The sequence below is a fragment of the Siccirubricoccus phaeus genome (assembly GCF_008360935.1).
Taxonomy (GTDB): domain Bacteria; phylum Pseudomonadota; class Alphaproteobacteria; order Acetobacterales; family Acetobacteraceae; genus Siccirubricoccus; species Siccirubricoccus phaeus.
In genome coordinates this window covers 71,558-92,901 of sequence record NZ_SRXO01000005.1, presented here as the reverse complement: position 1 = coordinate 92,901, position 21,344 = coordinate 71,558, and the positions used below count along the sequence as shown (strand labels likewise).

19 protein-coding genes are annotated in these 21,344 nt (G+C 73.0%); 9 read left to right on the top strand and 10 right to left on the bottom strand.

What is annotated here, in order from left to right; all coding sequences use genetic code 11:
• Positions 1-7: 7 nt before the first annotated feature.
• The 4 genes from topA to rpmG all read left to right on the top strand — a co-directional run bounded on the left by topA (position 8) and on the right by rpmG (position 7,325).
• Positions 8-2,758, top strand: a complete 2,751-nt coding sequence (gene topA, locus E5N76_RS08830) for a type I DNA topoisomerase (protein WP_149536927.1) — start codon at positions 8-10, stop codon at positions 2,756-2,758.
• 178 nt (positions 2,759-2,936) lie between these two features.
• Complete coding sequence (locus E5N76_RS08825) at positions 2,937-5,126, top strand: ribonuclease R family protein (RefSeq protein ID WP_149536926.1); 2,190 nt, start codon at positions 2,937-2,939, stop codon at positions 5,124-5,126.
• A 290-nt stretch (positions 5,127-5,416) separates the two neighbouring features.
• A complete protein-coding gene (locus tag E5N76_RS08820; RefSeq protein ID WP_149536925.1) occupies positions 5,417-6,868 on the top strand; it encodes a S41 family peptidase in 1,452 nt (483 codons plus the stop codon).
• Positions 6,869-7,157: 289 nt separating this feature from the next.
• Positions 7,158-7,325 (top strand): 50S ribosomal protein L33, encoded by a 168-nt coding sequence (gene rpmG, locus E5N76_RS08815; RefSeq protein ID WP_149536924.1) that lies wholly within the window; start codon positions 7,158-7,160, stop codon positions 7,323-7,325.
• 178 nt (positions 7,326-7,503) lie between these two features.
• Here rpmG and E5N76_RS08810 read toward each other — a convergent pair whose 3' ends face one another.
• The 3 genes from E5N76_RS08810 to E5N76_RS08800 form a co-directional block, all read right to left on the bottom strand.
• On the bottom strand, positions 7,504-7,911 hold the full coding sequence (locus tag E5N76_RS08810; RefSeq protein ID WP_235907634.1) for a DOPA 4,5-dioxygenase family protein: 408 nt from the start codon (positions 7,909-7,911) through the stop codon (positions 7,504-7,506).
• A gap of 2 nt (positions 7,912-7,913) precedes the next feature.
• Complete coding sequence (locus E5N76_RS08805; RefSeq protein ID WP_149536923.1) at positions 7,914-8,198, bottom strand: DUF2312 domain-containing protein; 285 nt, start codon at positions 8,196-8,198, stop codon at positions 7,914-7,916.
• Positions 8,199-8,553: 355 nt separating this feature from the next.
• Positions 8,554-8,868, bottom strand: coding sequence for a DUF1244 domain-containing protein (locus E5N76_RS08800; RefSeq protein ID WP_149536922.1), 315 nt, complete (start codon positions 8,866-8,868; stop codon positions 8,554-8,556).
• A gap of 387 nt (positions 8,869-9,255) precedes the next feature.
• Between E5N76_RS08800 and E5N76_RS08795 the strand changes: the two genes are divergently transcribed.
• The 3 genes from E5N76_RS08795 (at position 9,256) to fabF (ending at position 12,567) form a co-directional block, all read left to right on the top strand.
• The gene (locus E5N76_RS08795; protein WP_149536921.1) at positions 9,256-10,548 is read left to right on the top strand and encodes a glycerate kinase type-2 family protein; all 1,293 of its coding nucleotides are present in this window, start codon (positions 9,256-9,258) and stop codon (positions 10,546-10,548) included.
• 42 nt (positions 10,549-10,590) lie between these two features.
• Positions 10,591-10,830, top strand: coding sequence for a hypothetical protein (locus E5N76_RS08790; RefSeq protein ID WP_149536920.1), 240 nt, complete (start codon positions 10,591-10,593; stop codon positions 10,828-10,830).
• 498 nt (positions 10,831-11,328) lie between these two features.
• Entirely contained in the window at positions 11,329-12,567 is a 1,239-nt protein-coding gene (gene fabF / locus E5N76_RS08785) for a beta-ketoacyl-ACP synthase II (RefSeq protein ID WP_149536919.1), read from the top strand.
• A gap of 200 nt (positions 12,568-12,767) precedes the next feature.
• On the opposite strand, the gene E5N76_RS08780 is transcribed toward fabF, so the two are convergent.
• The 5 genes from E5N76_RS08780 to fdhD form a co-directional block, all read right to left on the bottom strand.
• On the bottom strand, positions 12,768-13,283 hold the full coding sequence (locus E5N76_RS08780) for a permease (RefSeq protein WP_149536918.1): 516 nt from the start codon (positions 13,281-13,283) through the stop codon (positions 12,768-12,770).
• A complete protein-coding gene (locus tag E5N76_RS08775; protein ID WP_149536917.1) occupies positions 13,280-13,819 on the bottom strand; it encodes a permease in 540 nt (179 codons plus the stop codon). Before E5N76_RS08775 ends, E5N76_RS08780 begins: the two co-directional genes overlap by 4 nt.
• A 356-nt stretch (positions 13,820-14,175) precedes the next feature.
• A complete protein-coding gene (locus E5N76_RS30995; protein WP_268921295.1) occupies positions 14,176-14,301 on the bottom strand; it encodes a hypothetical protein in 126 nt (41 codons plus the stop codon).
• A 28-nt stretch (positions 14,302-14,329) separates the two neighbouring features.
• Positions 14,330-14,971, bottom strand: a complete 642-nt coding sequence (gene mobA, locus E5N76_RS08770) for a molybdenum cofactor guanylyltransferase MobA (RefSeq protein ID WP_149536916.1) — start codon at positions 14,969-14,971, stop codon at positions 14,330-14,332.
• Between the two features lie 151 nt (positions 14,972-15,122).
• A complete protein-coding gene (gene fdhD, locus E5N76_RS08765; RefSeq protein WP_149536915.1) occupies positions 15,123-16,019 on the bottom strand; it encodes a formate dehydrogenase accessory sulfurtransferase FdhD in 897 nt (298 codons plus the stop codon).
• Positions 16,020-16,112: 93 nt separating this feature from the next.
• Here fdhD and E5N76_RS08760 point away from each other — a divergent pair, with 93 nt between their 5' ends.
• Positions 16,113-16,655 (top strand): LysM peptidoglycan-binding domain-containing protein, encoded by a 543-nt coding sequence (locus tag E5N76_RS08760; RefSeq protein ID WP_149536914.1) that lies wholly within the window; start codon positions 16,113-16,115, stop codon positions 16,653-16,655.
• Positions 16,656-17,046: 391 nt separating this feature from the next.
• On the opposite strand, the gene E5N76_RS08755 is transcribed toward E5N76_RS08760, so the two are convergent.
• Positions 17,047-18,147: a YihY/virulence factor BrkB family protein gene (locus E5N76_RS08755; RefSeq protein ID WP_149536913.1), complete on the bottom strand. Its 1,101-nt coding sequence runs from the start codon at positions 18,145-18,147 to the stop codon at positions 17,047-17,049.
• A 228-nt stretch (positions 18,148-18,375) separates the two neighbouring features.
• On the opposite strand from E5N76_RS08755, the gene E5N76_RS08750 reads away from it, so the two are divergent.
• Entirely contained in the window at positions 18,376-19,362 is a 987-nt protein-coding gene (locus tag E5N76_RS08750) for a Bug family tripartite tricarboxylate transporter substrate binding protein (protein ID WP_187830066.1), read from the top strand.
• Between the two features lie 300 nt (positions 19,363-19,662).
• Here the strand turns inward: E5N76_RS08750 and E5N76_RS08745 are convergent, their stop codons facing one another.
• Positions 19,663-21,156: a DEAD/DEAH box helicase gene (locus E5N76_RS08745; RefSeq protein WP_149536911.1), complete on the bottom strand. Its 1,494-nt coding sequence runs from the start codon at positions 21,154-21,156 to the stop codon at positions 19,663-19,665.
• Positions 21,157-21,344: the final 188 nt, after the last annotated feature.

Here is a 21,344-nt window from a genome sequence, read left to right as displayed (position 1 = left end):
CTGCTCCATGCCCGACGTCGTCGTCGTCGAATCGCCCGCCAAGGCCAAGACCATCAACAAATATCTCGGCCGCGACTTCACCGTGCTGGCGAGCTTCGGCCATGTCCGCGACCTCCCCCCGAAGGACGGCTCCGTCCGGCCGGAGGAGGATTTCGCCATGGATTGGGAGAGCGAGGACCGTGGCGAGCGGCAGGTGAACGAGATCGCCCGCGCGCTGAAGGGCGCCCGCCGCCTCTTCCTCGCCACCGACCCGGACCGCGAGGGGGAGGCGATCTCCTGGCATGTGCGGGAGATGCTGGCGCGGAAGGGCGCGCTGAAGGGCCTCGAAGTCCGCCGCATCACCTTCAACGAGATCACCAGGCGGGCGGTGCAATACGCCATCGCCCATCCGCGCGAGCTGGATGCGCCGCTGATCGACGCCTATATGGCGCGCCGCGCGCTGGACTACCTGGTGGGCTTCACCCTCTCCCCGGTGCTGTGGCGCAAGCTGCCCGGCAGCCGTTCGGCGGGCCGCGTGCAATCCGTCGCGCTGCGGCTGATCTGCGAGCGCGAGGCCGAGATCGAGGCCTTCCGGGCCCGCGAATACTGGACGGTGGAAAGCCGCTTCCTGACGCCCCAGGGCGCCCCCTTCACCGCCCGACTCACCCACCTGAACGGCAAGAAGCTCGAGCAATTCGACCTGCCGAACGAGGCCGCCGCCATGCGCGCCAAGGCGGCGGTGGAGGCTGGCGAGTTCAGCGTGCTGTCGGTGGAGAAGCGCCGGGTCAAGCGCCACCCGCCGCCGCCCTTCACCACCTCCACCCTGCAGATGGAGGCCAGCCGCAAGCTCGGCATGGGCGCGCAGGTGACCATGCGCACCGCCCAGCAGCTCTATGAGGGCGTCGAGATCGGCGGCGAGACCGTCGGCCTGATTACCTATATGCGGACCGATGGCGTGCAGATGGCGCGGGAGGCGATCGCCGCCATCCGCGACCATGTGAAGGGCGAATTCGGCGCCGACTACCTGCCGGCCGCGCCGCGCGAATACCAGAGCAAGGCGAAGAACGCCCAGGAAGCGCACGAGGCCATCCGCCCGACCGATGTGCGCAACACGCCGGAGCGCGTCGCGCCCTATCTGGATGAGCGGCAGCGGCGCCTCTACGAGCTGATCTGGAAGCGCGCCGTCGCCTCCCAGATGCAATCCGCCGAACTCGACCAGACCACGGTCGAGATCGCCGACCTGGCGAAGCAGACCATCCTGCGCGCCACGGGCTCCGTCATCGCCTTCGACGGCTTCCTGAAGCTGTACCGGGAAGACGAGGATGACCGCGCCGCCGATGCCCGCGCCGGCATTACCGGCGTCGCCGCCGCCAGCGACGACGAGGAAAGCCGCACCCTGCCGCCCATGCGGGAGCGGGACCCGCTGAAGCGCGGCGAGGTGACGGCGAGCCAGCACTTCACCCAGCCGCCGCCGCGCTACTCGGAAGCCTCTCTCGTCAAGAAGCTGGAGGAGCTGGGCATCGGCCGCCCCTCCACCTACGCCTCCATCCTGCAGACCCTGCAGGACCGGGACTATGTGAAGCTGGAGAAGCGCCGCTTCATCCCGGAGGATCGCGGCCGCCTCGTCACCTCCTTCCTGGTGAAATTCTTCGAGCGCTATGTCGATACCGGCTTCACCGCCGCGCTCGAGGAACAGCTCGACGAGATCTCCGACGGCAAGGTGGATTGGCGGGAGGTGATGCGGGCCTTCTGGGAGGCCTTCAAGAAAGCCGTCGATGCCACCAAGGATCTGAAGATCAGCGATGTCATCGACGCGCTGGACGAGGAGCTGGGGCCGCATTTCTTCCCCGAGCGCGGCGACGGCGTGGACCCGCGCGCCTGCCCGGCCTGCGGCAGCGGCCGGCTCGGCCTCAGGCTGGGGCGGACGGGCGCCTTCATCGGCTGCTCCAACTACCCGGATTGCCGCTACACCCGCCCGCTGATCGCGCCCGGCGCCGAGGGCGAGGGCGCCACCGGCCTGACGGAAGGCCCGCGCGAGCTGGGCCGCGACCCGGCGACCGGCGAGATGGTGACGGTCCGCCGTGGCCCCTACGGCGTCTATGTCCAGCTCGGCGAGGGCGGCGTCGATGAGCGCGGCAAGCCGACCAAGCCGCGCCGCGCCAGCCTGACGCGGGACATGGACCCGGACACGCTGGACCTGGAACGGGCGCTGAAGCTGCTCTCCCTGCCACGGGTGATCGGCCAGGATCCGGAGAGCGGCGAGGAGATCCAGGCCGGCCTCGGGCGGTTCGGGCCGTACATCAAGGTCGGCTCCATCTTCCAGTCGCTGGAGCCGGGGGATGACGTGCTCAGCCTCGGCATGAACCGGGCGATGGAGCTGCTGGCCAAGGCGCGCGCCAAGGTGCGGGTGCTGGGGCCGCACCCGAAGGACGGCGTGACGGTGGAGGTGAAGAAGGGGCGCTTCGGCCCCTACGCCCAGCACGGCAAGACCGTGGCGAACCTCCCGCGCAGCGTGGCGATGGAAGAGATCACGCTGGACGAGGCCGTCGCGCTGCTGGCGGAGAAGGGCAAGGAGCTGGCGCCGAAGGGGAAGGCCGGGGCGAAGGCCAAGGCGAAAGCCGCGCCGAAGCGCGCGGCCGCGGCGGAGGCGCCGGAAGCCGTTCCCACCGCTCCGCCGACGCCGCGCAAGACGGCTGCGGCCAAGCCCAAGGCCAAGCCGGCGGCGAAGACAGCCGCGCCGGCCGCGAAGAAGCCGGCGGCGAAGAAGAGCAAGGGGTGATGGGGAAGATCGGGGGCTCCGCCCCCGAAACCCCCGCCAGGGGCGCTGCCCCTGGACCCCGCCGGGGGGTGGACCACCCCCCGGACCCCGGTGTGAGTCGGCAGGTTGAACCGCAAACTCGGACCGGGGTCCGGGGCCAGGTCCTGGCCCCGGCGGGGGCTTGGGGGCAGCGCCCCCAATGACCACGCCGCCACCCCGCCCCCTGCCCAGCAAGGCCGAGATCCGCCGCCTGCTGGCCGAAAGCCCGGACCGCCTCGGCAAGAACGACATCGCCCGGCATTTCGGCCTGACCGCGGAACAGCGTCCCGCTCTCCGCGTGCTGCTGAAGGCGCTGGAGGCCGAGGGCGCCTTCACCCCGCCCCCGCGCGGCGACCGGCTGCCGGAGGTGCTGCCGGTGGAAATCTTCGGCATCGACCTGGATGGCGAGCCCCTCGCCCGCCCACTGGGTTGGAAGGCGGAGCAGGGCCGCGCTCCCGTCATCTACATGCGCCCGGAACCGGCCGGCCAGGCGGCGCTGGCTCCCGGCGAACGGGTGCTGGCCCGGCTGAGATTCATCGGCGGCGGCAAATACGAAGGCCGCAGCATGAAGCGCATCGGCGGCGGCACGCCGGCGCGCATCCTGGGCGTCTATGAGGCAGGCCGGATCATCCCCACCGACCGCCGCCACAAGGCGGAATGGCAGGTGCCCCTCGGCGAATCCGGTGGCGCCGAGCCCGGCGAGATCGTCTTCGCCGAGCCCCTGCCCGGCCGCCACCTGGGAGGCACCGATTCACCCTCCACGCCTGCGGCGTTCCGCGACCGGGGCCGGCTCGGCCCCCGCCCCGCCCGCATCGTCGAACGCCTCGGCCGCATGGGGGAGGCGCGCTCCGTCTCCCTCCTCTGCATCCATGCCCATGGCATTCCGGACCTCTTCCCCGCCGAGGCGCTGCGCGAGGCGGAGCGCGCCCGTGGCGTCAGCGAGACGGGCCGCGAGGATCTCCGACCCCTCCCGCTCGTCACCATCGATGGCGAGGATGCGCGGGATTTCGACGATGCGGTCTGGGCCGAGGCCGATGGCCCAGGGGGCGAAAGGGGCTGGCGGCTCCTCGTCGCCATCGCCGATGTCGCGCATTACGTCACGCCGGGCTCGGCCCTGGACCGCGAGGCCTGGACGCGCGGCAACAGCGTCTATTTCCCCGACCGCGTCGTGCCCATGCTGCCCGAGGCGCTCTCCAATGGCTGGTGCAGCCTGAAGCCCGGGGAGGATCGCGGCTGCCTCTTCGCTGAGCTCCGCATCGACGCCGCCGGCCGCAAGCTTTCGCATCGCTTCGGCCGCGGCCTGATGCGCAGCGCCGCCCGCCTGACCTATGAGGAGGTGGAAGCGGGCGCCGACCCCGCCGGCATCCGCGATGCCCTCTACGGCGCCTTCCGCGCCCTCGCCGCCGCCCGCGAGGCGCGCGGCACCCTCGATCTCGACGTACCGGAACGCCGCGTCCGCCTTTCCCCCGAGGGCCGCGTGCTGGCGGTGGAACCCCGCACCCGCCTCGACAGCCACCGGCTGATCGAGGAGTTCATGATCCTCGCCAATGTCGCGGCGGCGGAGGAGCTGGAAAGGCTTGGCCAGCCCTGCATGTACCGCGTGCATGACCGGCCGGCGGACCGCAAGCTGGAAGGCCTCCGGCAATTCCTCGGCAGCTTCGGCATCACCCTGCCGCCCGGCAATGAGCTGCATCCCCGGAATTTCGCCAAAGTGCTGGAGACAACGCGCGACACGCCGGAAGCCCCGCTGGTGCATGAGGCGGTGCTGCGCAGCCAGTCCCAGGCGGCCTATGCGCCGGACAATATCGGCCATTTCGGCCTGGCCCTGGCGCGCTACGCCCATTTCACCAGCCCCATCCGCCGCTACGCCGACCTGCTGGTGCATCGCGCCCTGATCCGCGGCCTGAAGCTCGGCACCGGCGGGCCGCCCGATGGGCTGACCGAGGAAGAGGCGGCCCGCTTCCCGGACAGCGGCGAGCACATCACCGCGACCGAGCGCCGCGCCGCCGCGGCCGAGCGCGACGCGGTGGAGCGCTACCTTGCGGCCTTCATGGCACAGCGCGTGGGAGAGGTGTTCGCCGCACGCATTTCCGGAGTGACACGCTTCGGCCTCTTCGTCACCCTATTGGCGAATGGCGCGAGCGGACTCGTGCCGCTCAATTCTCTGCCGGATGATCGATGGGTGCTGGACGAAGGCCGTCAGGCCTTGGCCGGGGAAAGGTCTGGTCTGCGCTTCGCCCTGGGCGAGGCGGCGGAGGCCCGGCTTGCGGAGGCGAATCCGCTGACCGGCGGCATGGTGTTCCACCTGCTGCAGGGCATGCCCCCCGTCCCGCGGCGGCGGCGGCGCTAGAGCGGTTTCACGCTGACTGTGCAGCGCGAAACCGCTCTAGCCCTTTGTTGATCGCATTTTCCGAGTCGTCCGGCGATTCCGCCGGACTTGAAAATACTCTAGCTCCCCACGCAGCCGCGGCGCGGCTTTGGGGGGGCCCTGGGGAATCGCTGCCTTCCCATCGCCTTGCGCAGCCCGCCGCGGCAAAGCCGCGTCAGGGCAGCGGGCGGCGCGGCCTCCTCGCCGCGCCCCTGGTCCTGGCGCTGCTGCTGGCGCCGCTGCGGGCGCTGGCGGTCGAGGAGCCGGGCTTCGTGCGGGACCAGGTGCAATCCGTCCTCGCCATCGCCCTCGGCATGGTGCTGGAACGGCATCTGGAAGCGGCGAGCCCGGCGGAGCTCGGCCTCTGGTCGCTGCGCGGCCTCGCCGTGCTGGATCCGGAGCTGAAGCCGGAGCTGCGCGCCGGCACCCTGCTGCTGTCCCGCCCGGAACGGCCCGTCGCCAGCCGGCCGGTGCCGAACCCGCCCCCCGGCACCGCGCCGGAAGCCGCGGCGGTGCCGCTCGGCCTGGCGCTGGCGGCGCTGTTCGAGGCGGGGTGGCGCGCCTCCCCGGCGCTGCGCCGGGCGGGGCAGGAGGCCATGCTGCGCTCCGCCTTCGACGAGCTGTTCAACCACCTGGACCCCTATAGCCGCTACGTCTCCCCGGCCGAGGCGCTGGCCGCCCGCACCCGCCGCGTCGGCCAGGCCGGGCTCGGCTTCAGCCTGGCGGCCGGCCGGGGGCGGGCAGTGGTGGTGGCGGCGCTGGCGCCGGACGGGCCGGCCGCCCGGGCCGGGCTGCGCCCCGGGGACCGGCTGCTGGCGGTGGAAGGCGTGCCGGTTTCCGCCCGCAACCTGGCCGAGGCCGCGCTGCTGCTGGAAGGCCCGGCCGGCACCCCGGTGGCGCTGCGCCTGGCCCGCGGCCGCCGGCGCTTCGAGGTGCTGCTGCACCGCATCCCCCATCTGCCGGAACCGCTTTCCGCCGAGCGGCGGGAGGAGGTGCTGTGGATCCGCCTGCACAGCTTCTCCGGCCTGACGGAGGCGCGGCTGGCCGCGGCGCTGCGGGAGGGGATGCGCCCCTCGCGGCCGCGCGGCGTGGTGCTGGACCTGCGCGGCAATCGCGGCGGGCTGCTGGGCCAGGCGGCGGCGGTGGCGGGGAATTTCCTCAGCGACGGCGTGCTCGCCCAGACCGCCGGCCGCCACCCGGAGGCGATCCGGGTGTGGGAGGCGAGCGGGCCGGATCTGGCGGAGGGGCTGCCGGTGGTGGTGCTGGTGGATGGCCGCACCGCCTCGGCGGCGGAGATCGTGGCGGCGGCGCTGGCGGACCGGGGCCGGGCCGTGGTGGTGGGCAGCGCCACCATGGGCAAGGGGCTGATCCAGATCGTCGTGCCGCTGCCGAATGGGGCGGAGCTGCTGGTGAGCTGGTCCCGGGTGCTGGCGCCGCGGGGCTGGCCGATTCAGGGGCTGGGGGTGCTGCCGGCGGTCTGCACCAGCCTCGGCACGGAGGCCACCGAGGCGGCGCTGGCGCGGCTGCGGCGGGGGGAGGACTCGCCCATGGCGGCGGTGCTGGCGCGGGCGCGGGCGCTGCGGGCGCCGGTGCCGGAGGCGGAGATCGCCACGCTGCGCAGCGCCTGCCCGCCGGCGGAGGGAAGGGCCTCGGATGAGAGCACGGCGCGGGCGCTGCTGGAGGTGGCGGAGGCTTATGCGGCGGCGATCGGGAAAGACCGGTGACGGCCCGGCAGGGGCGCCGGCCCTGCACCCCGCCGGTGGTTGCCGGCAGTGCCGGCCCCCTCCCCGGACCCCGGTCTGAAATTTCGGACCCGAGGGCTCAACCTGCCGCATCGGACCGGGGGGGGTACGGCGAGTGGTCCGGCCCGCCGGCCGGGTCCAGGAGCAGCGCCCCTGGCGGGGGTTTGCGGGCGACGCCTCCATTTCCCCTTGACCCTCACGATTTCCCCGCTAGCTTGCGCCCCCTCCCCTTACCGGCCGCCCAGCGGCCCGCAGAGTTACAGGGCTCGTCATGGCCAAAGCCAACACCATCCAGATCAAGCTGGTCAGCAGCGCCGAGACCGGTTTCTTCTACGTCACCAAGAAGAATGCCCGCACCGCCACCGGCAAGCTGGAACTGAAGAAGTACGATCCGGTCGTGCGCAAGCACGTCGTCTTCCGCGAAGCCAAGATCAAATAGTCGCGGCCGGGCCTCGGCCTGGCACCGCACGACGATGCGTCGTTGGCCGGGCCCTGCCCGGCCTTTTCGCGTTGGAGGGGGTCTCAACTCCTGTCCGCCGGATCTCCGGCACGGGGAGCGGACGGGGCGGGCCGGCCGCCGCAACGCAAAGGCCGCTGCGGGATCGCGGGCCCGGAACCTACGCCGGCAGCACCTCCAGCTTCAGCGGCAGCACCTCGCCCAGCCACATCGCATGGGCCGAATGATCGGCGCGTTGCCGCCCCGTCTCCGGATGCAGCAGCACCGTCAGCCCCCGCCGGTTGAGCGCCAGCCAGGGCACGAAAGCGGGGAACAGCCCGGGCCCGAAGGCCACCTGGTACATCGCCCGTGGATGCGGCCCCACCGGCCCATCCCGCCAGCGGCCGAGCACCGCGGCGGGGAACAGCGCCGCGATCTCCGCCCGGATCGCCGCCGCCAGGGCGCGCTCCTCCGGCGTGGCGTAGTAGAGATGGGCGTGCCAGCCCAGGATCGGCCCGCCGGTCCCCGCGCCGGGGCCGCCGGCCTGGCCCGGTGGGGGTCCCCCGTCGCCCGGCGCGCCGCCGGCCACGCTCACATCCCCAGCGCGCGGCGGTAGAGGTCGAGCAGCGTCTCCTGCTCCTCCACCTCCGCGGGCTCCTTCTTCCGGATGGAGATGATCTGGCGGATCACCTTCACGTCGAAGCCGGCGGATTTCGCCTCGGCGAAGATGTCCTTGATGTCGCCGGCCAGGGCCTTGCGCTCCTCCTCCAGCCGCTCGATCCGCTCGATGATCGAGCGCAGCCGGTCCACGGCGATGCCGCCCACCTCCGGATCATCGGTCCGTGCCCGGTTCGCCGCTGCCTCAGCTTCGCTCATCCCCACTCCCCCAGAGAAGAAGGGCGGGGAGATACCCGGCCCGAGGGGGGTGGATCAATGACCTCTGGCGGCGCCCGCCCCGCCGCCCTTGCCGCTGGACGACCCCACCCTGCCCCGCCGCGGCCCTCGCCAGCCGGCCGGGCCATGCCCCAAGGCGGCCAGCTCCGGGCCGCAGGCCATGAAGGTGCAGCCGCGGCGCCTTCTGCGCGCGCGGACGCCGGGGCAGATGGCGCTCCCCGCCCCCGCCACCGGGCAGACAGCCCCGGCGCCTCAGGCCTCGGCGGCGACATGCCACGGGCCCCTTCCTTTTCCTTGGCGGCCGGCCAGCGCGGCCCGCTGGCGGCCAGGTGTCGGGTCAGGGGGTATGCGGCGCCGCGGCGGCGAATTTCGCCTTCTGCTCGGCCGTCGCCTCCTTCTGGTACTTCGCCTGCCACTCCTTGTAGGGCATGCCGTAGATGATCTCCCGCGCCTCCGGGTCGCTCAGCGGGATGCCCTTCGCCTCGGCCTCGGCCCGGTACCATTTGCTCAGGCAATTGCGGCAGAACCCGGCCAGGTTCATCAGGTCGATGTTCTGCACATCGGTACGCTCGCGCAGATGCTGGACCAGGGTGCGGAAGGCGGCCGCCTCCAGCTCGGTGCGGGTCTTGTCGTCGATCTCGGGTGTGGCCATGGGGTCCTCCTCGCGCGGCGCCGGCTTCGGTCGCGGTCAATTTGGGGCAAGGGGCGCGGGGCTGCCAGAGGGGGCCGTAAGGGGAGCCTGGCAGAAGGGGCTTGCCGGGCTGACAAGAGGGTTGCCGGAGCGGGGTGCCAAGGGGAGCGCCAGGGCGCGAAGGCGGCTGCCAGAGGCTGCCGGAGGAGGGCGCCAGAAGGGCACCATGCCACCGCAATAACGCGAAGGCGGCTGCCAGAGGCTGCCTCAGGGTCCCAAACGGGTTGCAGAAGCGGCTGCCAGCGGGGCGGCCGGGGCCTGGGCGCCGGAAGCGGTCCCACCCCCCGCCGCAACTGGACGCCGCGCCGCCGCTGCGGGAGATAGGCAGGGCAGCAGGGGGGGCAAGGCATGGCCTGGGATGACGCAACCGCGCGGGCGGCGCTCCGGCGCCTCTTCCAGGCCGGGCTGGCGGCGGCCGACCCGCTGGTGGCCCTGCCGCCGCATCTGCCGGCACCGCCGCAGGGCGGCCGCACCCTCGTCATCGGCCTCGGCAAGGCGGCGGCGAAGATGGCGCTGGCGGTGGAGCGGGCATGGGCCGGGGTGCCGCTCACCGGCCTCGCCCTCTGCCCGCATGGCGCCGACCTGCCGGAGCCGCCGCCCGGCCGCCGCATCGCCATCCGCTTCGGCGCCCATCCCGTGCCGGACGAAGCCGGCGCCGCCGCGGCGGCCGAGATGCTGGCACTGGTCCGCGGCCTCTCGCCCCAGGATCTGGTGCTGTTCCTGGTCTCCGGCGGCGGCTCCTCCCTCTCTACCCTCCCCGCCCCCGGGCTGACGCTGGAGGACCTCAAGGCGGTGAACCGGGAGCTGCTGCGGAGCGGCGCCCCCATCACCGAGATGAATTGCATCCGCAAGCATCTGAGCGCCTTTTCCGGCGGCCGGCTGGCGGCGGCGGCGCATCCGGCGCGGGTGGTGACGCTGGCGATTTCCGACGTGCCGGGGGATGACCCGGCGGTCATCGCCTCCGGCCCCACCGTCCCGGACCCGACCAGCTTCGCCGAGGCCCGCGCCCTGGTCGCGCATTACCGCATGGCCCTGCCGGAGGCGGTGACGCGCCACCTGGCGGCAGCCGCGGAGGAAAGCCCGAAGCCCGGCGATCCCCGCCTGGCCGATACCGAGCTGCGGATGATCGCCACGCCCCTGCTGGCGCTGCAGGCCATGGCCGAGGCGGCGCGGGCGGAAGGGCTGGCGCCGCTGATCCTGGGCGATGCGCTGGAAGGCGAGGCGCGGGAGATGGGGCGGGTGCTGGGCGGCATCGCCCTCTCCGCCGCCGCCCATGGCCTGCCGCTGCGGCCCCCCTGCGTGCTGCTCTCCGGCGGGGAGGCGACGGTGACCATCGCCGGCCCGGCCGGCGAGGGCGGGCGGGGGACGGAAACCCTGCTCGGCCTCGCCCTGGCGCTGGACGGGCACCCCGATATCTGGGCGCTGTGCTGCGACACGGACGGCATCGACGGGAAATCCGATTGCGCCGGCGCGATCGCCACGCCGGAAACCCTGGCCCGGGCGCGGGCGCTGGGGCTGGACCCGCGGGCGGCGCTGGCCGGGCATGACAGCACCGGCCTCTTCCGCGCGCTGGGCGATCTGGTGGTGACCGGGCCGACGCTGACCAATGTGAACGATGTGCGGGCAGTGCTGATCCGCTGAGATGTTCTTGATATGTTCGAGAAACGGCGCTAAGCAGGCGCCATGCCCCTTCAGGCCTCGCCTTCGCCGCCGCCCTTGCTCGGCCTGACCCGCTGGGAATGGGATGGCGCGGGCATCCGCTTCCGCATCTGGGCCCGGCCGGTCATCGGCCGCGGCGGACGCGAGGTGGTGCCGGTGACGCTGCTTTGGCGGCAGCAGGATGGCAGCACCGGCATGGCGCGCTGCGGCGGCTTCGTGGAGGCGATGGAACAGGCCGCCCGCATCGCCGGGACCGCCGGCTGACGCGCGCTCGCGGAGGCTTGGCGGCGCTGCCGTCAGCGCGGTGGGGTGTGCCGCGCGCGCTGGCTCGAGGAGCCGGAGAGGCCGTCCGCTGCGCGTTGGCCTGAGGATCGGGGTTGCTGCGCATCGGCTTGAATACGAAGGAAGCCAGCCCCGCCGCGTGCCGGCTCGATGGCCCGGGGGACGTCCGCCCGCCCCGCCGCCCGCTGGCTTGAGAGTCCCGGCGAGGCCGCCCGCCTCGCGCCGGCTTGCAAGGTTCTGGGACTCCGTCCTTGATGGCCGTACCATCGTGCCCCGCCGGCTGGACCGCGCCCGCCCCCCACGCGCCCCGGCACCGGAGGTTGCATCCGCCAGGCGCAACCCACCGCCCGCGGCTGACACGCCGCTGCCTCCCAGCCGTCAGCCCTTCGTCGCCATCCGGTCAGGCCGCTTTCCCCAAAGCTTCACTGTTCCGCCACTGCCGCCTCCGCCACATCCCAGGGACGCGGATGGGAAGCCAGCATGCGGCGAGTCGTCATCACCGGCCTGGGGCTGGTCTGCCCGCTTGGCCAGGGGATCGAGCCGGTCTGGCGCCGGTTGCTGGCCTCGCAGACCGGCATCGGCAGCCTGACGGCCTTCAACGCGGATGGCCTGCCCTGCCGCGTCGCCGGCCAGGTGCCGCCCGGCGTGTGGTCCGAACTGCCCGCCCGCCAGGCACCGGACCGCGCCGACCGGGCCGGGCAGCTCGCCCTCATCGCCGCCCGCCAGGCCCTGGCGGATGCCGGCTGGACGCCGGCGGAGGCGGCTGCGCTGGAAGGCAGCGGGATCTCCATCGGTTCCGGCTGCGGCGCGCTGGACAGCATCCATGAAGGCGCGCAGCGGCTGCAGAACGGCGTCGCCAGGCGCAGCCCGCACAGCGTGCTGCCGGGGGCGCTGATCCATCAGCTCGCCACCCGCCTCGCCGAGACCTTCACCTTCCTCGGGCCGCGCCGCGCCGTCTCCACCGCCTGCTCCTCCGGCGCGCATGCGCTGGGCGATGCGGCGCGGCTGATCGCCTGCGGCGAGGCGGAGGTGATGCTGGCCGGCGGCGTGGATGCAGCGATCAGCGAGCTCGGGATCGCCGGCTTCGCCGCGGCGCGGGCGCTCTCCACCGGCTTCAACGACACGCCCGGCCGCGCCTCCCGACCCTGGGACCGGGAGCGGGACGGCTTCGTCATGGGCGAGGGCGCCGGCATGGTGCTGCTGGAATCCCTCGAGCATGCGCGGCGGCGCGGGGCGCGCATCCATGCCGAGATCGTCGGCTACGGGCTGTCCGGCGACGCCTACCACGTCACCGCGCCGGCGGCAGGGCATGCCGGGGCGGAGCGCGCCATGCGCGCGGCGCTGCGCCAGGCCGGGATGGCGCCGGACGAGGTCGGCTATGTGAACGCGCATGGCACCTCCACCCCGCTCGGCGACGATCTGGAGCTGGAGGCGGTGGAGCGGCTCTGGGGCGCGGCGGCGCGGGGCCTGGCCATGTCCTCCACCAAATCCGCCACCGGCCACATGCTGGGGGCGGCGGGGGCGGCGGAGGCGATCTTCTGCGTGCTGGCCCTCCGCGACCAGGTGGCGCCGCCGACCCTGAACCTGGATGCGCCGAGCCGCGAGAGCCCGATCGACCGGGTGGCCTGGGTAGCGCAGGACAGGCCCATAAGAGCGGCGATGTCGAACAGCTTCGGGTTCGGCGGGACGAATGCCAGCCTGCTGTTCCGGGCGGCCTGATGGAGGAGGGCGTCGTGGCCGTGCCGCGACCCCGTCCTCGAACTCCTCCCGCCAAAGGCCGAAGGGCCTTGGAAACCATGAGTCTTGGACCCCGACGTCGAGACGCAAAACTCGAGGGTTCGAAGGGCCCTTCGGCCCTTGGCGGGGAGAGTTTGCGAGGCGTCGCGCCGTAAGGCGCGCCTTACGGCGCGACGCCCCTCTCAAGGCCGCACCAGCGCATGCGGAAAGCTCGGCAGCAGCAGCTCCGCCAGCAGCCCGGCCAGCACCGGCAGCGCCAGCGAGGCGATCAGCCGGATGATGATGAAGCGCGGCCCCAGCACCGGCCATTCCCAGGCGATCACCCGGTGGAAGCCGAGGATCGCCCAGCCGGAGATCAGCGCCACCATCTGCGGCCCGCCCGCCCCGGCCTTCATGAAGGTCAGCACCAGGGGAAAGGAGACGAAAGGTCCGCCCGGGATGAAGCCGCCGGCCAGGGAGGCGATGACGAGGCCGGGCAGCCCGCTCTCCGGCCCCAGCCAGCCGGCGCCGATATCGGCCGGGATCAGCTCCGCCAGGAAAGCGGCCATGGGCAAGGCGAGGGCCAGCAGGGGCAGCACGCGCACCACCGTCTCCCCGGTCTCCCGCAGCGCCCGCTGCGCCGTCGGCACGCCGCGCCGCAGGGTGAAGCCGAAGGCGATGGCCGCGGCAGCGAGGAGGAGGATCTGCCCTGGCGTCATGCCGGGCCCATCCCGGGCGGCGACCAGCTTATGGGCACCCGTCGCGCCAGGGCGCCGGCGATGAAGGGCAAAGGCAGGCCGCAGAGGAAGCGCAGCAAGGCGAAATCCGCGCCCAGCAGCGGCACCTCCCAGACCAGCACGCGCTGCAGCCCATTCAGCGCCCAGGCGACGATGAAGGCGATCAGCGCGCCCCGGTCCGCCCCGCCCTGGGCCAGCACCAGCACCAGGGGGAAGGCGGCCATCGGCCCGCCCGGCATGGCCATGCCGGCGACCGTCGCCAGCAGCAGCCCGCGCATGCCGCTCTCGGAGCCCATCCATTTGGCCAGCACGCCGGTGGGGACGAGCTGCTTCAGGCTGCCCGCCAGCAGCAGGCCCGCCAGCATGGCCGGCAGGATCATCAGGAACAGCCCGACGGCGTTGCCGAGCGCATGATGGAAGGCGGCCGGGCCGCGCAGCCGATAGACCAGGGCGCCGGCCAGCAGGCCGATGGCGCCGATGACCACGGCGCTGGAATGGCGGCGGAGGAAGGGCAGCATGCCGGCGCAGGCTGCGCCCAAGCGCCGCCGGCGGCAAGCCACCCCGGTTCCGGATCGCCGCCCCGCCGCCCGGTCGCGCGGCGCCGATGCGTCGCGGCCCAGGCCGCCGGCCTGCCGCAACGCCGCGTGCGGAATGCCGGAGCATCCTCAGGCCAGGCGGGTCGCCCGTCGCCTGGGCATGCCATGAACGAAAACCGGGAGCGGTTCGTGCCGGCATGGCCAGCGGGACGCCGCACCGGTGCCCTGCCCGCCAGCTTCGCCGCATTTCCGGCGAACCAAGCGGAGAAGCAGGCGGTTGCAAAAAACAAGGCCCGGCGGCCTGAGAACGAAGCCCGCAGGACTTCGGAATCAGGCCACTACAGCCGCACCGCCTCCGTCCGGTAATGCTGCTCCGCGGTCTGCTGGATTTCCGTGTCCAGCACGAAGGCGGCGGCAACGGCCAGCAGGGCGGCGAGGACGATGCCGGTGAGGACGGCTTTCACGGCGGGCTCCTTTCGGATGCGGCTCCGCTCAGCCTATGGGTGCGCCGCCGGTCCGTTGCAAGGCCTGCTCCGCTGTCGCCAGCTCCTCGGCCGTATTGGCGTTGAAGAAGGGGTCCAGGGGCTCGGTCGGCCATTCCGCCGTGGCGCAGCCGAAGCGGGCCGTCCAGCGGTCGATCTTGCGTTCGCCGGCCAGCAGGGCGGCGCGCAATTCGCCGCGCAGCGCCACGGGCCAGAGGCCGATCGGCGGGTGGGTCCAGCCGCCCGAGGCGGCGCAGGCCAGCAGCACCCCCGCTTCCTGGCGCGCCGCCTCCAGCCGCGCCGCCAGGTCCGGCGGCAGGAAGGGCCCGTCCCCCGGCACGGAGAGCACCGTCGCCACCCCCGGCCGCTGCGCCGCCGCCCAGTCCAGCGCCGCCAGCACGCCGGCGAGCGGCCCGGGGTAGTCCGGCAGCGGGTCCGCCAGCACGGGAAGGCCGAAGGCGGCGAACCGCGCCGGATCGCCATTGGCGTTCAGCACCACCTCCCCGACCTGCGGCACCAACCGTTCCAGCACATGCGACAGCAGCGGCCGCCCCGCCAGCAATCGCAGCGGCTTGTCCCCGCCGCCCATCCGCCGCGCCAGCCCCCCGGCCAGCACCACGCCAAGCAAGCCCTTGTTCCTATGTTCGGTCAAAGGCGCTGTTCCTCCGTCCCGGCCATGCGCTTGCGGTGCGGGGTGGTGGGGTCGGGGTCAAGGATCGCCGCCAGGCGACCGGCGCAGCCGGCGCGAAGCGTCCTTGAGGCCGGCCCCGCCACCCCGCAATGCTCGCCGCATCCGGGCGCGCTCACCCGCCCTCAGCCTCCCGGCTGTTCTTCCGCCAGTGCTTCGCGCTTTCCTCCTCGACATAGGCGAGGTCCGCGTCGAACACGATCCGCCCCTCCCCCGCCAGCGCGGTGAACCGCTTCCCCTTGCACCGCCCGATCAGCGTCAGCCCCACCTCCCGCGCCAATTCCACCCCCCAGGCGGTGAAGCCGCTGCGGGAGACGAGGATCGGGATCCCCATCCGCACGGTCTTGATCACCATTTCCGAGGTCAGCCGTCCGGTGGTGTAGAAGATCTTGTCCCCGCCCGCGGTCCCGGTGCGGAACATCCACCCCGCGATCTTGTCCACCGCATTGTGCCGGCCGACATCCTCCATATAGGCCAGCGGCCAGTCGCGCTCGCAGAGGGCGCAGCCATGGATCGCCCCTGCCTCCAGGTAGAGCGTCGGCAGGGTGTTGATGCGGTGCAGCAGCCGGTAGAGGTCCGAGGTGCGGATCTCCGCCGCTGCCGGCAGCCGCGCCGCGGAAAAATCCTCCATCAGGTCGCCGAAGGCAGTGCCCTGGGCGCAGCCGCTGGTCAGGGTCTTCTTCTTCAGCTTCGCCTCGTAATCGGTGCGGCGTTCGGTGCGCACCACCACCACCTGCAGATCCTCATCGTACTCCACCGCTGTCACCCGGTCGTCCGGCCGCAGCATGCCCTGGTTCAGCAGGTAGCCCAGCGCCAGATCCTCCGGCCGGTCGAGGATCGTCATCATGGTGACGATCTCCTGCCCGTTCAGGAACAGCGTCAGCGGCCGCTCCACCGTCACGCTCGCCTCGATGCGCGCGCCGGTGTGATCCAGGCCGGTGACGCGGCGGGTCAGGCGGGGGTCGGCGGGGTCCGGCCGGACCAGCAGCCGGGCATCCTCATTCGCATCCATGGAGGAGAGGGTGGGGTGGCGGCCCCAGCGGCGCAACCGCCCGCCGCCCCCGGACGTTCGCCCGCGGAAAGGAGCCATGGAAAGGAGACCCCCATGCCCCTCTACCGCTTCCCCACCGAGAGCGGCTACGGCCCGGCCGCCAGCCGGCCTGCCGCCAGCGCCGTGCTGGCCCGGTTCGACGTGCTCGGCCTGCCCCGCCAGGGCGTCTCCGTCCGGCTGGAAGGGGAGAAGCTGGTCCTGGAAGGCGAGGTGGAGGACGGCGCGACGCAGGAACGCCTGGTGCTGGCCGCCGGGAACCTGCCCGGCATCGCGGTGGTGGAGGACCGGCTGACGCCGCGCCACCGGCCGGGGCTGCTGGCGAGCCTCGGCAGCTTCGCCCAGCTTCCCGCCGGCAGCGCCAGCACCGCCGCGGCGGCGGAAGCGGTGCATGCGGCGCAGCCGGAGCCGGAGGAGCGCTTCGGCGGCGGCGGCAGCCTGTTCCACACCGTGGCGCCGGGCGAGACGCTGGAGTCGATCGCCGCCCGGCACTATGGCGATGCGCGCCGTGCCGCGGCGATCCTCGAGGCCAACCAGCCCATGCTGCAGCGTGCCTCGGCCGTGCGGGCCGGGCTGGTGCTGCGGTTGCCGGAGAAGTAGCGGGTGATGGGGGCTTTGCCCGCAAGCCCCAGCCGAGGGCGCGGCCCTCTGCACTCCCGCCGGGGGTGGATCCCCCCCGGACCCTGGCCTGAGTTTTTAGAGCGGTTTCACCTCGCCTGCGCTCGGCGAACCCGCTCGCCGGAAATCCAGCGAACTTCGCGGGCAGGACGCTGGTGTCCCGATTCCGCAGTCCTGCGGACGTCGTTCTCGGGCCACTAGCTTTTGTTTTCAGTGGCCTGCTTGTCCGCTGCGTTCGCTGGAAATCCAGCGAACTTCGCGGGCAGGACACTAGAGCGGTTTCACGCTGACTGTGCAGCGCGAAACCGCTCTAGCTTATGGATTGTAGAGCAGATTCACGCCTCCGGGCGATGCCGCCCTCCGGCGATCTGCTCTAGCTTGCGACCTCGTCCGCCATGCGGGCGCCGCGGGTGCCCATCGGGCGCTCCGGGCCGGTCGTCGTGTCGCGCGCCGTCTGATGCTCCATCTCGGCATCCAGCTCGGCGCCCACCAGCATCACCGTGGCGGAAAGCCAGATCCAGGTCATGAAGCCGATGGCGGCGCCGAGCGAGCCATAGGTCTCGTTGTAATTGCCGAAATTCTCGACATACCAGGAAAAGCCCAGGGAAACCCCCAGCCAGCCAAGCGCCGCGACGGCGCTGCCCCAGCTCACCCAGCGCCAGCGCGCCCGCTCCCGGCTCGGCCCGTAGCGGTAGAGGCAGGCGAGGAAAACCCCGACCGCCAGCAGCAGCACCGGCCAGCGCGCCAGGCGCAGCACCGCATCCAGCACGCCGTCCAGTCCGAGGAAGGCCAGCGCCACCGGCAGCACCACCACCGCCGCCATGGCCAGCAGCAGGAACAGGATGCCCGCCAGGGTGAAGGCCATGGTCACCATCAGGCGATGGAAGAAGCCGCGCTTCTCCCGCTCGCCATAGACGATGTTCAGCGCATCGACGATCGCCTTCATCGCCTGGTTGGCCGACCAGAGCGAGGTGGCGAGGCCGATCAGCGCGCCGAAGCCCAGGGCGCTGTCGCCCTTCGAGGTGATACGCCGCACCTGCTCCTCGATGATCTCCATGCCGCCGCCCGGCACGACGGCGCCGACCGTGCCGAGATGCTCGCCGATCGTCCCGGGTTCGGCGAAGAGGCCGTAGAGCGAGACCAGCGCGGCCAGGCCGGGGAAGAGCGCCAGCAGGGCGTAGAAGGTGACGCCCGCCGCCTCCGTCAGCACCCGGTCATCGGAGACCTCGGAGACCGTCCGCTTCAGGATTGCCCACCAGCCGCGCGGCGGAATCGCCTCCGGCCGTGCCGCCTCATGGCCAAGCTCCGGGCGAAGGACGGAGCGGTCCGGCGGGGCTGCCGGGGGCGGCGCCTGCCATGCCGGCAGCGCTGCCGGGCGGGGCTGCGCCCTGCGGCCCGGGGCGGCCAACAGCAGCAGGCCGCCTGCCGCCAGCGCCCCGAGGAGGAGGGGGCTGGGCTTCGACTCCTGCATCATGCGCGGTCTCCGCTGGCGTTGGATCGTCGGCAGGCGAACGCCACCGGGCCACGATCGTCGCGAGTTGCGGCCTCCGCCCCGCCAAGGCATGTCGGACGCTCCTCATGTCCCGGCTCCGAGGTTCTGCCGATTTCGGAGTCGGGCACACGAGGCTTCACTTCAGTGGCCGCCTGCCCGCTCCGCTGGAAGTCCAGCGAGCATCGCGGCGGGACCCCAGGAGACGTGCCGATGATCCGCCTCGCCCGCCGCACCCTGCCGCTGCTCGCCGCCGGCCTCGCCGCGCCGGCTTTCGCCCAGACCTATCCCGACCGGCCGATCACCCTGGTGGTGCCCTTCCTCGCCGGCGGCTCCACCGACATCGCTGCCCGCATCCTCGCCGAGCGCATGTCGGTGAAGCTCGGCCCGCAGGCGCGCATCGTGGTGGAGAACCGGGCCGGGGCGGGCGGCTCGGTGGGCAGCGAATGGGTGCGGCACCGGCCGGCGGATGGCTACACGCTGCTGCTCGCCTCCGCCTCCGCCCTCGGCACCAACCCGGCGGCGCTGCCGCAGCAGACGCCCTACGACCCGGTGGAGGATTTCACCCAGATCGCCGTCATCGGCGGCGGGCCGATGGTGATGGTGGTGCCGGCGGCCTCGCCCTTCCGCAGCGCGAAGGAGCTGCTGGAAGCGGTGAAGGCCGCGCCCGGGAAATACACCTGGGCGACCAGCGGCGCCGGCGGCATCGGCCATCTGACGGGCGAGGCGATCAAATCCGCCTATGGCGGGCTGCGGGCGGAACACGTGCCCTATCGCGGCGGCTCCGCGGTGATGGAGGCGCTGGCCAAGGGCGAGGTGGATTACTCGCTGGAGGTGCTGGCCTCCACCGCGCCGCATATCCGGGACGGGCTCTCGCGCGGGCTGGCGGTGTCCTCGCTGCGGCGGCACAAGCTGTTCCCGGAGATCCCGACGCTGGACGAGATCGGGCTGACGGGATTCGACATCACCACCTGGAACATCCTGGTGGCGCCGCGCGGCCTGCCGGCGGCGCTGGCGGAGCAGCTTGCGCAGGCGGCCGGGGCAGTGCTGGCGGAGCCGGCGGCGGCGGAGCGGATGACGGCCGCCGGGGTGGACCCCGCGGCGCCAGGCACGCCGGCCGGCAGCCGGGCCTTCCTGGTGGCGGAGGTGGCGAAATTCAAAGGCATCGTGGAGAAGGCCGGGATTCGGCTGGGGCGCTAGCTCGGGGCGCTGCCCCCGAACCCCCGGCAGGAGCTTAAGAATAAAAGGGCAAGACATCAGCCCGGTAGGAATGGGGGCTCTGCCCCCAAACCCCCAGCAGGAGGTCGTCGCGGGCAGTGCCCGCGACCCTGCACCTCCGCCGGGGAGGGGAAGAGCTTCCCCCCAGACCCCGCCCTGAATCTGCTGGCTGAATCGTCGGGACCAAAACTCAGACCGGGGTCCGGGGTCCGGGGACCGGTCCGGTCCCCGGCGGGTGCAAAGCCCCCTACTCAGGGCCCGGGGGCGAAGCCCCCGCCCGCTTCACTTCCCGCGCGTCAGGAAGGCCGGCGCGTTGTCGCGGAAATCCCCATCGCGCCAGCTCCGGTCCCGCCGCCCGGCATCGCCCGCCGGCCGGCGCCGCGTGGCCTCGGCACCGCTGCTCGGCTTCGCCGCCGGCGCGCCGCGCCCGCCCTGGTGGTGCTGCCCCTTGGCCTGGCCGCCGCCATGGCCGTGGCGCTGGCCACCGCCCGGCGCCCCGCGTCCACGCCCGTGCGGCTGCCCGCCGCGCGCCGGCCGCACTACCGCCATCGGCGCCTTGGTCAGGGAGCCGCTCTTGTCCTCCCGCCGGTCCTCATCCGGCACCTTCTGCCGGATCACCTTCTCGATCGCCCAGAGCTTCTCGAGATCGTCGGCGCAGACCAGCGCCACCGCCTCGCCGCTCGCCCCGGCGCGCGCGGTGCGGCCGATGCGGTGGACATAGGTCTCCGGCACCTCGGGCAGGTCGTACTGCACCACATGCGTCACGCCATCCACATCGATGCCGCGCGCCGCGATATCGGTCGCCACCAGGATCGGCGCCCGGCCGGATTTGAACTCCGCCAGGGCGCGCTCCCGCTGCCCCTGGCTCTTGTTGCCATGGATGGCGTTGGCCGCGAGCCCATCCTGGTCGAGCTGCTTCACCACCTTGTCCGCGCCGTGCTTGGTGCGGGTGAAGACCAGTGTCCGCCCGACGCCCTCGCTGCGCAGCAGTTCCGCGAGCAGCACGCGCTTCCGCGCCTGCTCCACATGCAGCACGCGCTGCGCCACCCGCTCGGCGGTGGAGGAGACGGGCGCCACCTCCACCTTCGCCGGCTCGGTCAGCATCTCCCCGGCCAGCTTGCCGATCTCGGCCGGCATGGTGGCCGAGAAGAACAGCGTCTGCCGCCCCGCCTGGCCAGTGGCCGGAGCAGCCGGCGGCGCGCCCGCGGCTCCCTGCGGCCGGGCCGCGCCCTTCGGCCCCGGCGGCACCGCCCGCAGCAGGCGCCGGATGGCGGGCAGGAAGCCCTTGTCCAGCATCTGGTCGGCCTCATCCAGCACCAGCACCTCCACCCGGTCCAGCCGGGCGTCGCCGGCATCCAGATGGTCCTGCAGCCGCCCCGGCGTCGCCACCAGGATATCGATGCCCTGGGCCAGCGCCCGGCGTTGCGCGCCATGCGGCACGCCGCCGAAGATCACCGCGACGGACAGGCCGAGATGCTTGCCATAGGTGCGAAAGCTGTCGCCGATCTGGCTGCACAGCTCACGCGTCGGCGCCAGTACCAGCGCCCGGCAGCCGCCGCGCGGCGGCCGCCCGCCGCGCCCGGCCAGCCGGTGCAGCACCGGCAAAGCGAAGGCCGCGGTCTTGCCGGTGCCGGTCTGGGCGATGCCGAGCAGGTCCTGCCCGGCCATCACATAAGGAATCGCCCGCGCCTGGATCGGCGTCGGAGTGGCATAGCCGGCCTCTTCCAGCGCCCGCAGCAGGGGCGCGGCCAGGCCGAGTTCAGAGAATTGCGTCACACAGACATCCCGGTCGCGCGGCACCCGGCCCTTCGGCCGCAGGCTGCCGCGGGGTTGCATGGGCGGAGACCCCGCGTGCCTGGGTCGATCCGAAGGGAGAAGAGCATGCGCGGCCCGACAGTCCGTCCCGCCAGGACCCGCCCGGCGCGCCGCCCATGGGGGCGCGAATGCCAGGAAGCCGCGGGGGC

Coding starts and splice junctions, on each gene's coding strand:
- topA (WP_149536927.1), top strand. CDS start 8: ATGCCCGACGTCGTCGTCGTCGAATCGCCCGCCAAGGCCAAGACCATC.
- E5N76_RS08825 (WP_149536926.1), top strand. CDS start 2,937: ATGACCACGCCGCCACCCCGCCCCCTGCCCAGCAAGGCCGAGATCCGC.
- rpmG (WP_149536924.1), top strand. CDS start 7,158: ATGGCCAAAGCCAACACCATCCAGATCAAGCTGGTCAGCAGCGCCGAG.
- E5N76_RS08805 (WP_149536923.1), bottom strand. CDS start 8,198: ATGAGCGAAGCTGAGGCAGCGGCGAACCGGGCACGGACCGATGATCCG.
- E5N76_RS08800 (WP_149536922.1), bottom strand. CDS start 8,868: ATGGCCACACCCGAGATCGACGACAAGACCCGCACCGAGCTGGAGGCG.
- E5N76_RS08795 (WP_149536921.1), top strand. CDS start 9,256: ATGGCCTGGGATGACGCAACCGCGCGGGCGGCGCTCCGGCGCCTCTTC.
- E5N76_RS08790 (WP_149536920.1), top strand. CDS start 10,591: ATGCCCCTTCAGGCCTCGCCTTCGCCGCCGCCCTTGCTCGGCCTGACC.
- fabF (WP_149536919.1), top strand. CDS start 11,329: ATGCGGCGAGTCGTCATCACCGGCCTGGGGCTGGTCTGCCCGCTTGGC.
- E5N76_RS08780 (WP_149536918.1), bottom strand. CDS start 13,283: ATGACGCCAGGGCAGATCCTCCTCCTCGCTGCCGCGGCCATCGCCTTC.
- E5N76_RS08775 (WP_149536917.1), bottom strand. CDS start 13,819: ATGCTGCCCTTCCTCCGCCGCCATTCCAGCGCCGTGGTCATCGGCGCC.
- fdhD (WP_149536915.1), bottom strand. CDS start 16,019: ATGGATGCGAATGAGGATGCCCGGCTGCTGGTCCGGCCGGACCCCGCC.
- E5N76_RS08760 (WP_149536914.1), top strand. CDS start 16,113: ATGCCCCTCTACCGCTTCCCCACCGAGAGCGGCTACGGCCCGGCCGCC.
- E5N76_RS08755 (WP_149536913.1), bottom strand. CDS start 18,147: ATGATGCAGGAGTCGAAGCCCAGCCCCCTCCTCCTCGGGGCGCTGGCG.
- E5N76_RS08750 (WP_187830066.1), top strand. CDS start 18,376: ATGATCCGCCTCGCCCGCCGCACCCTGCCGCTGCTCGCCGCCGGCCTC.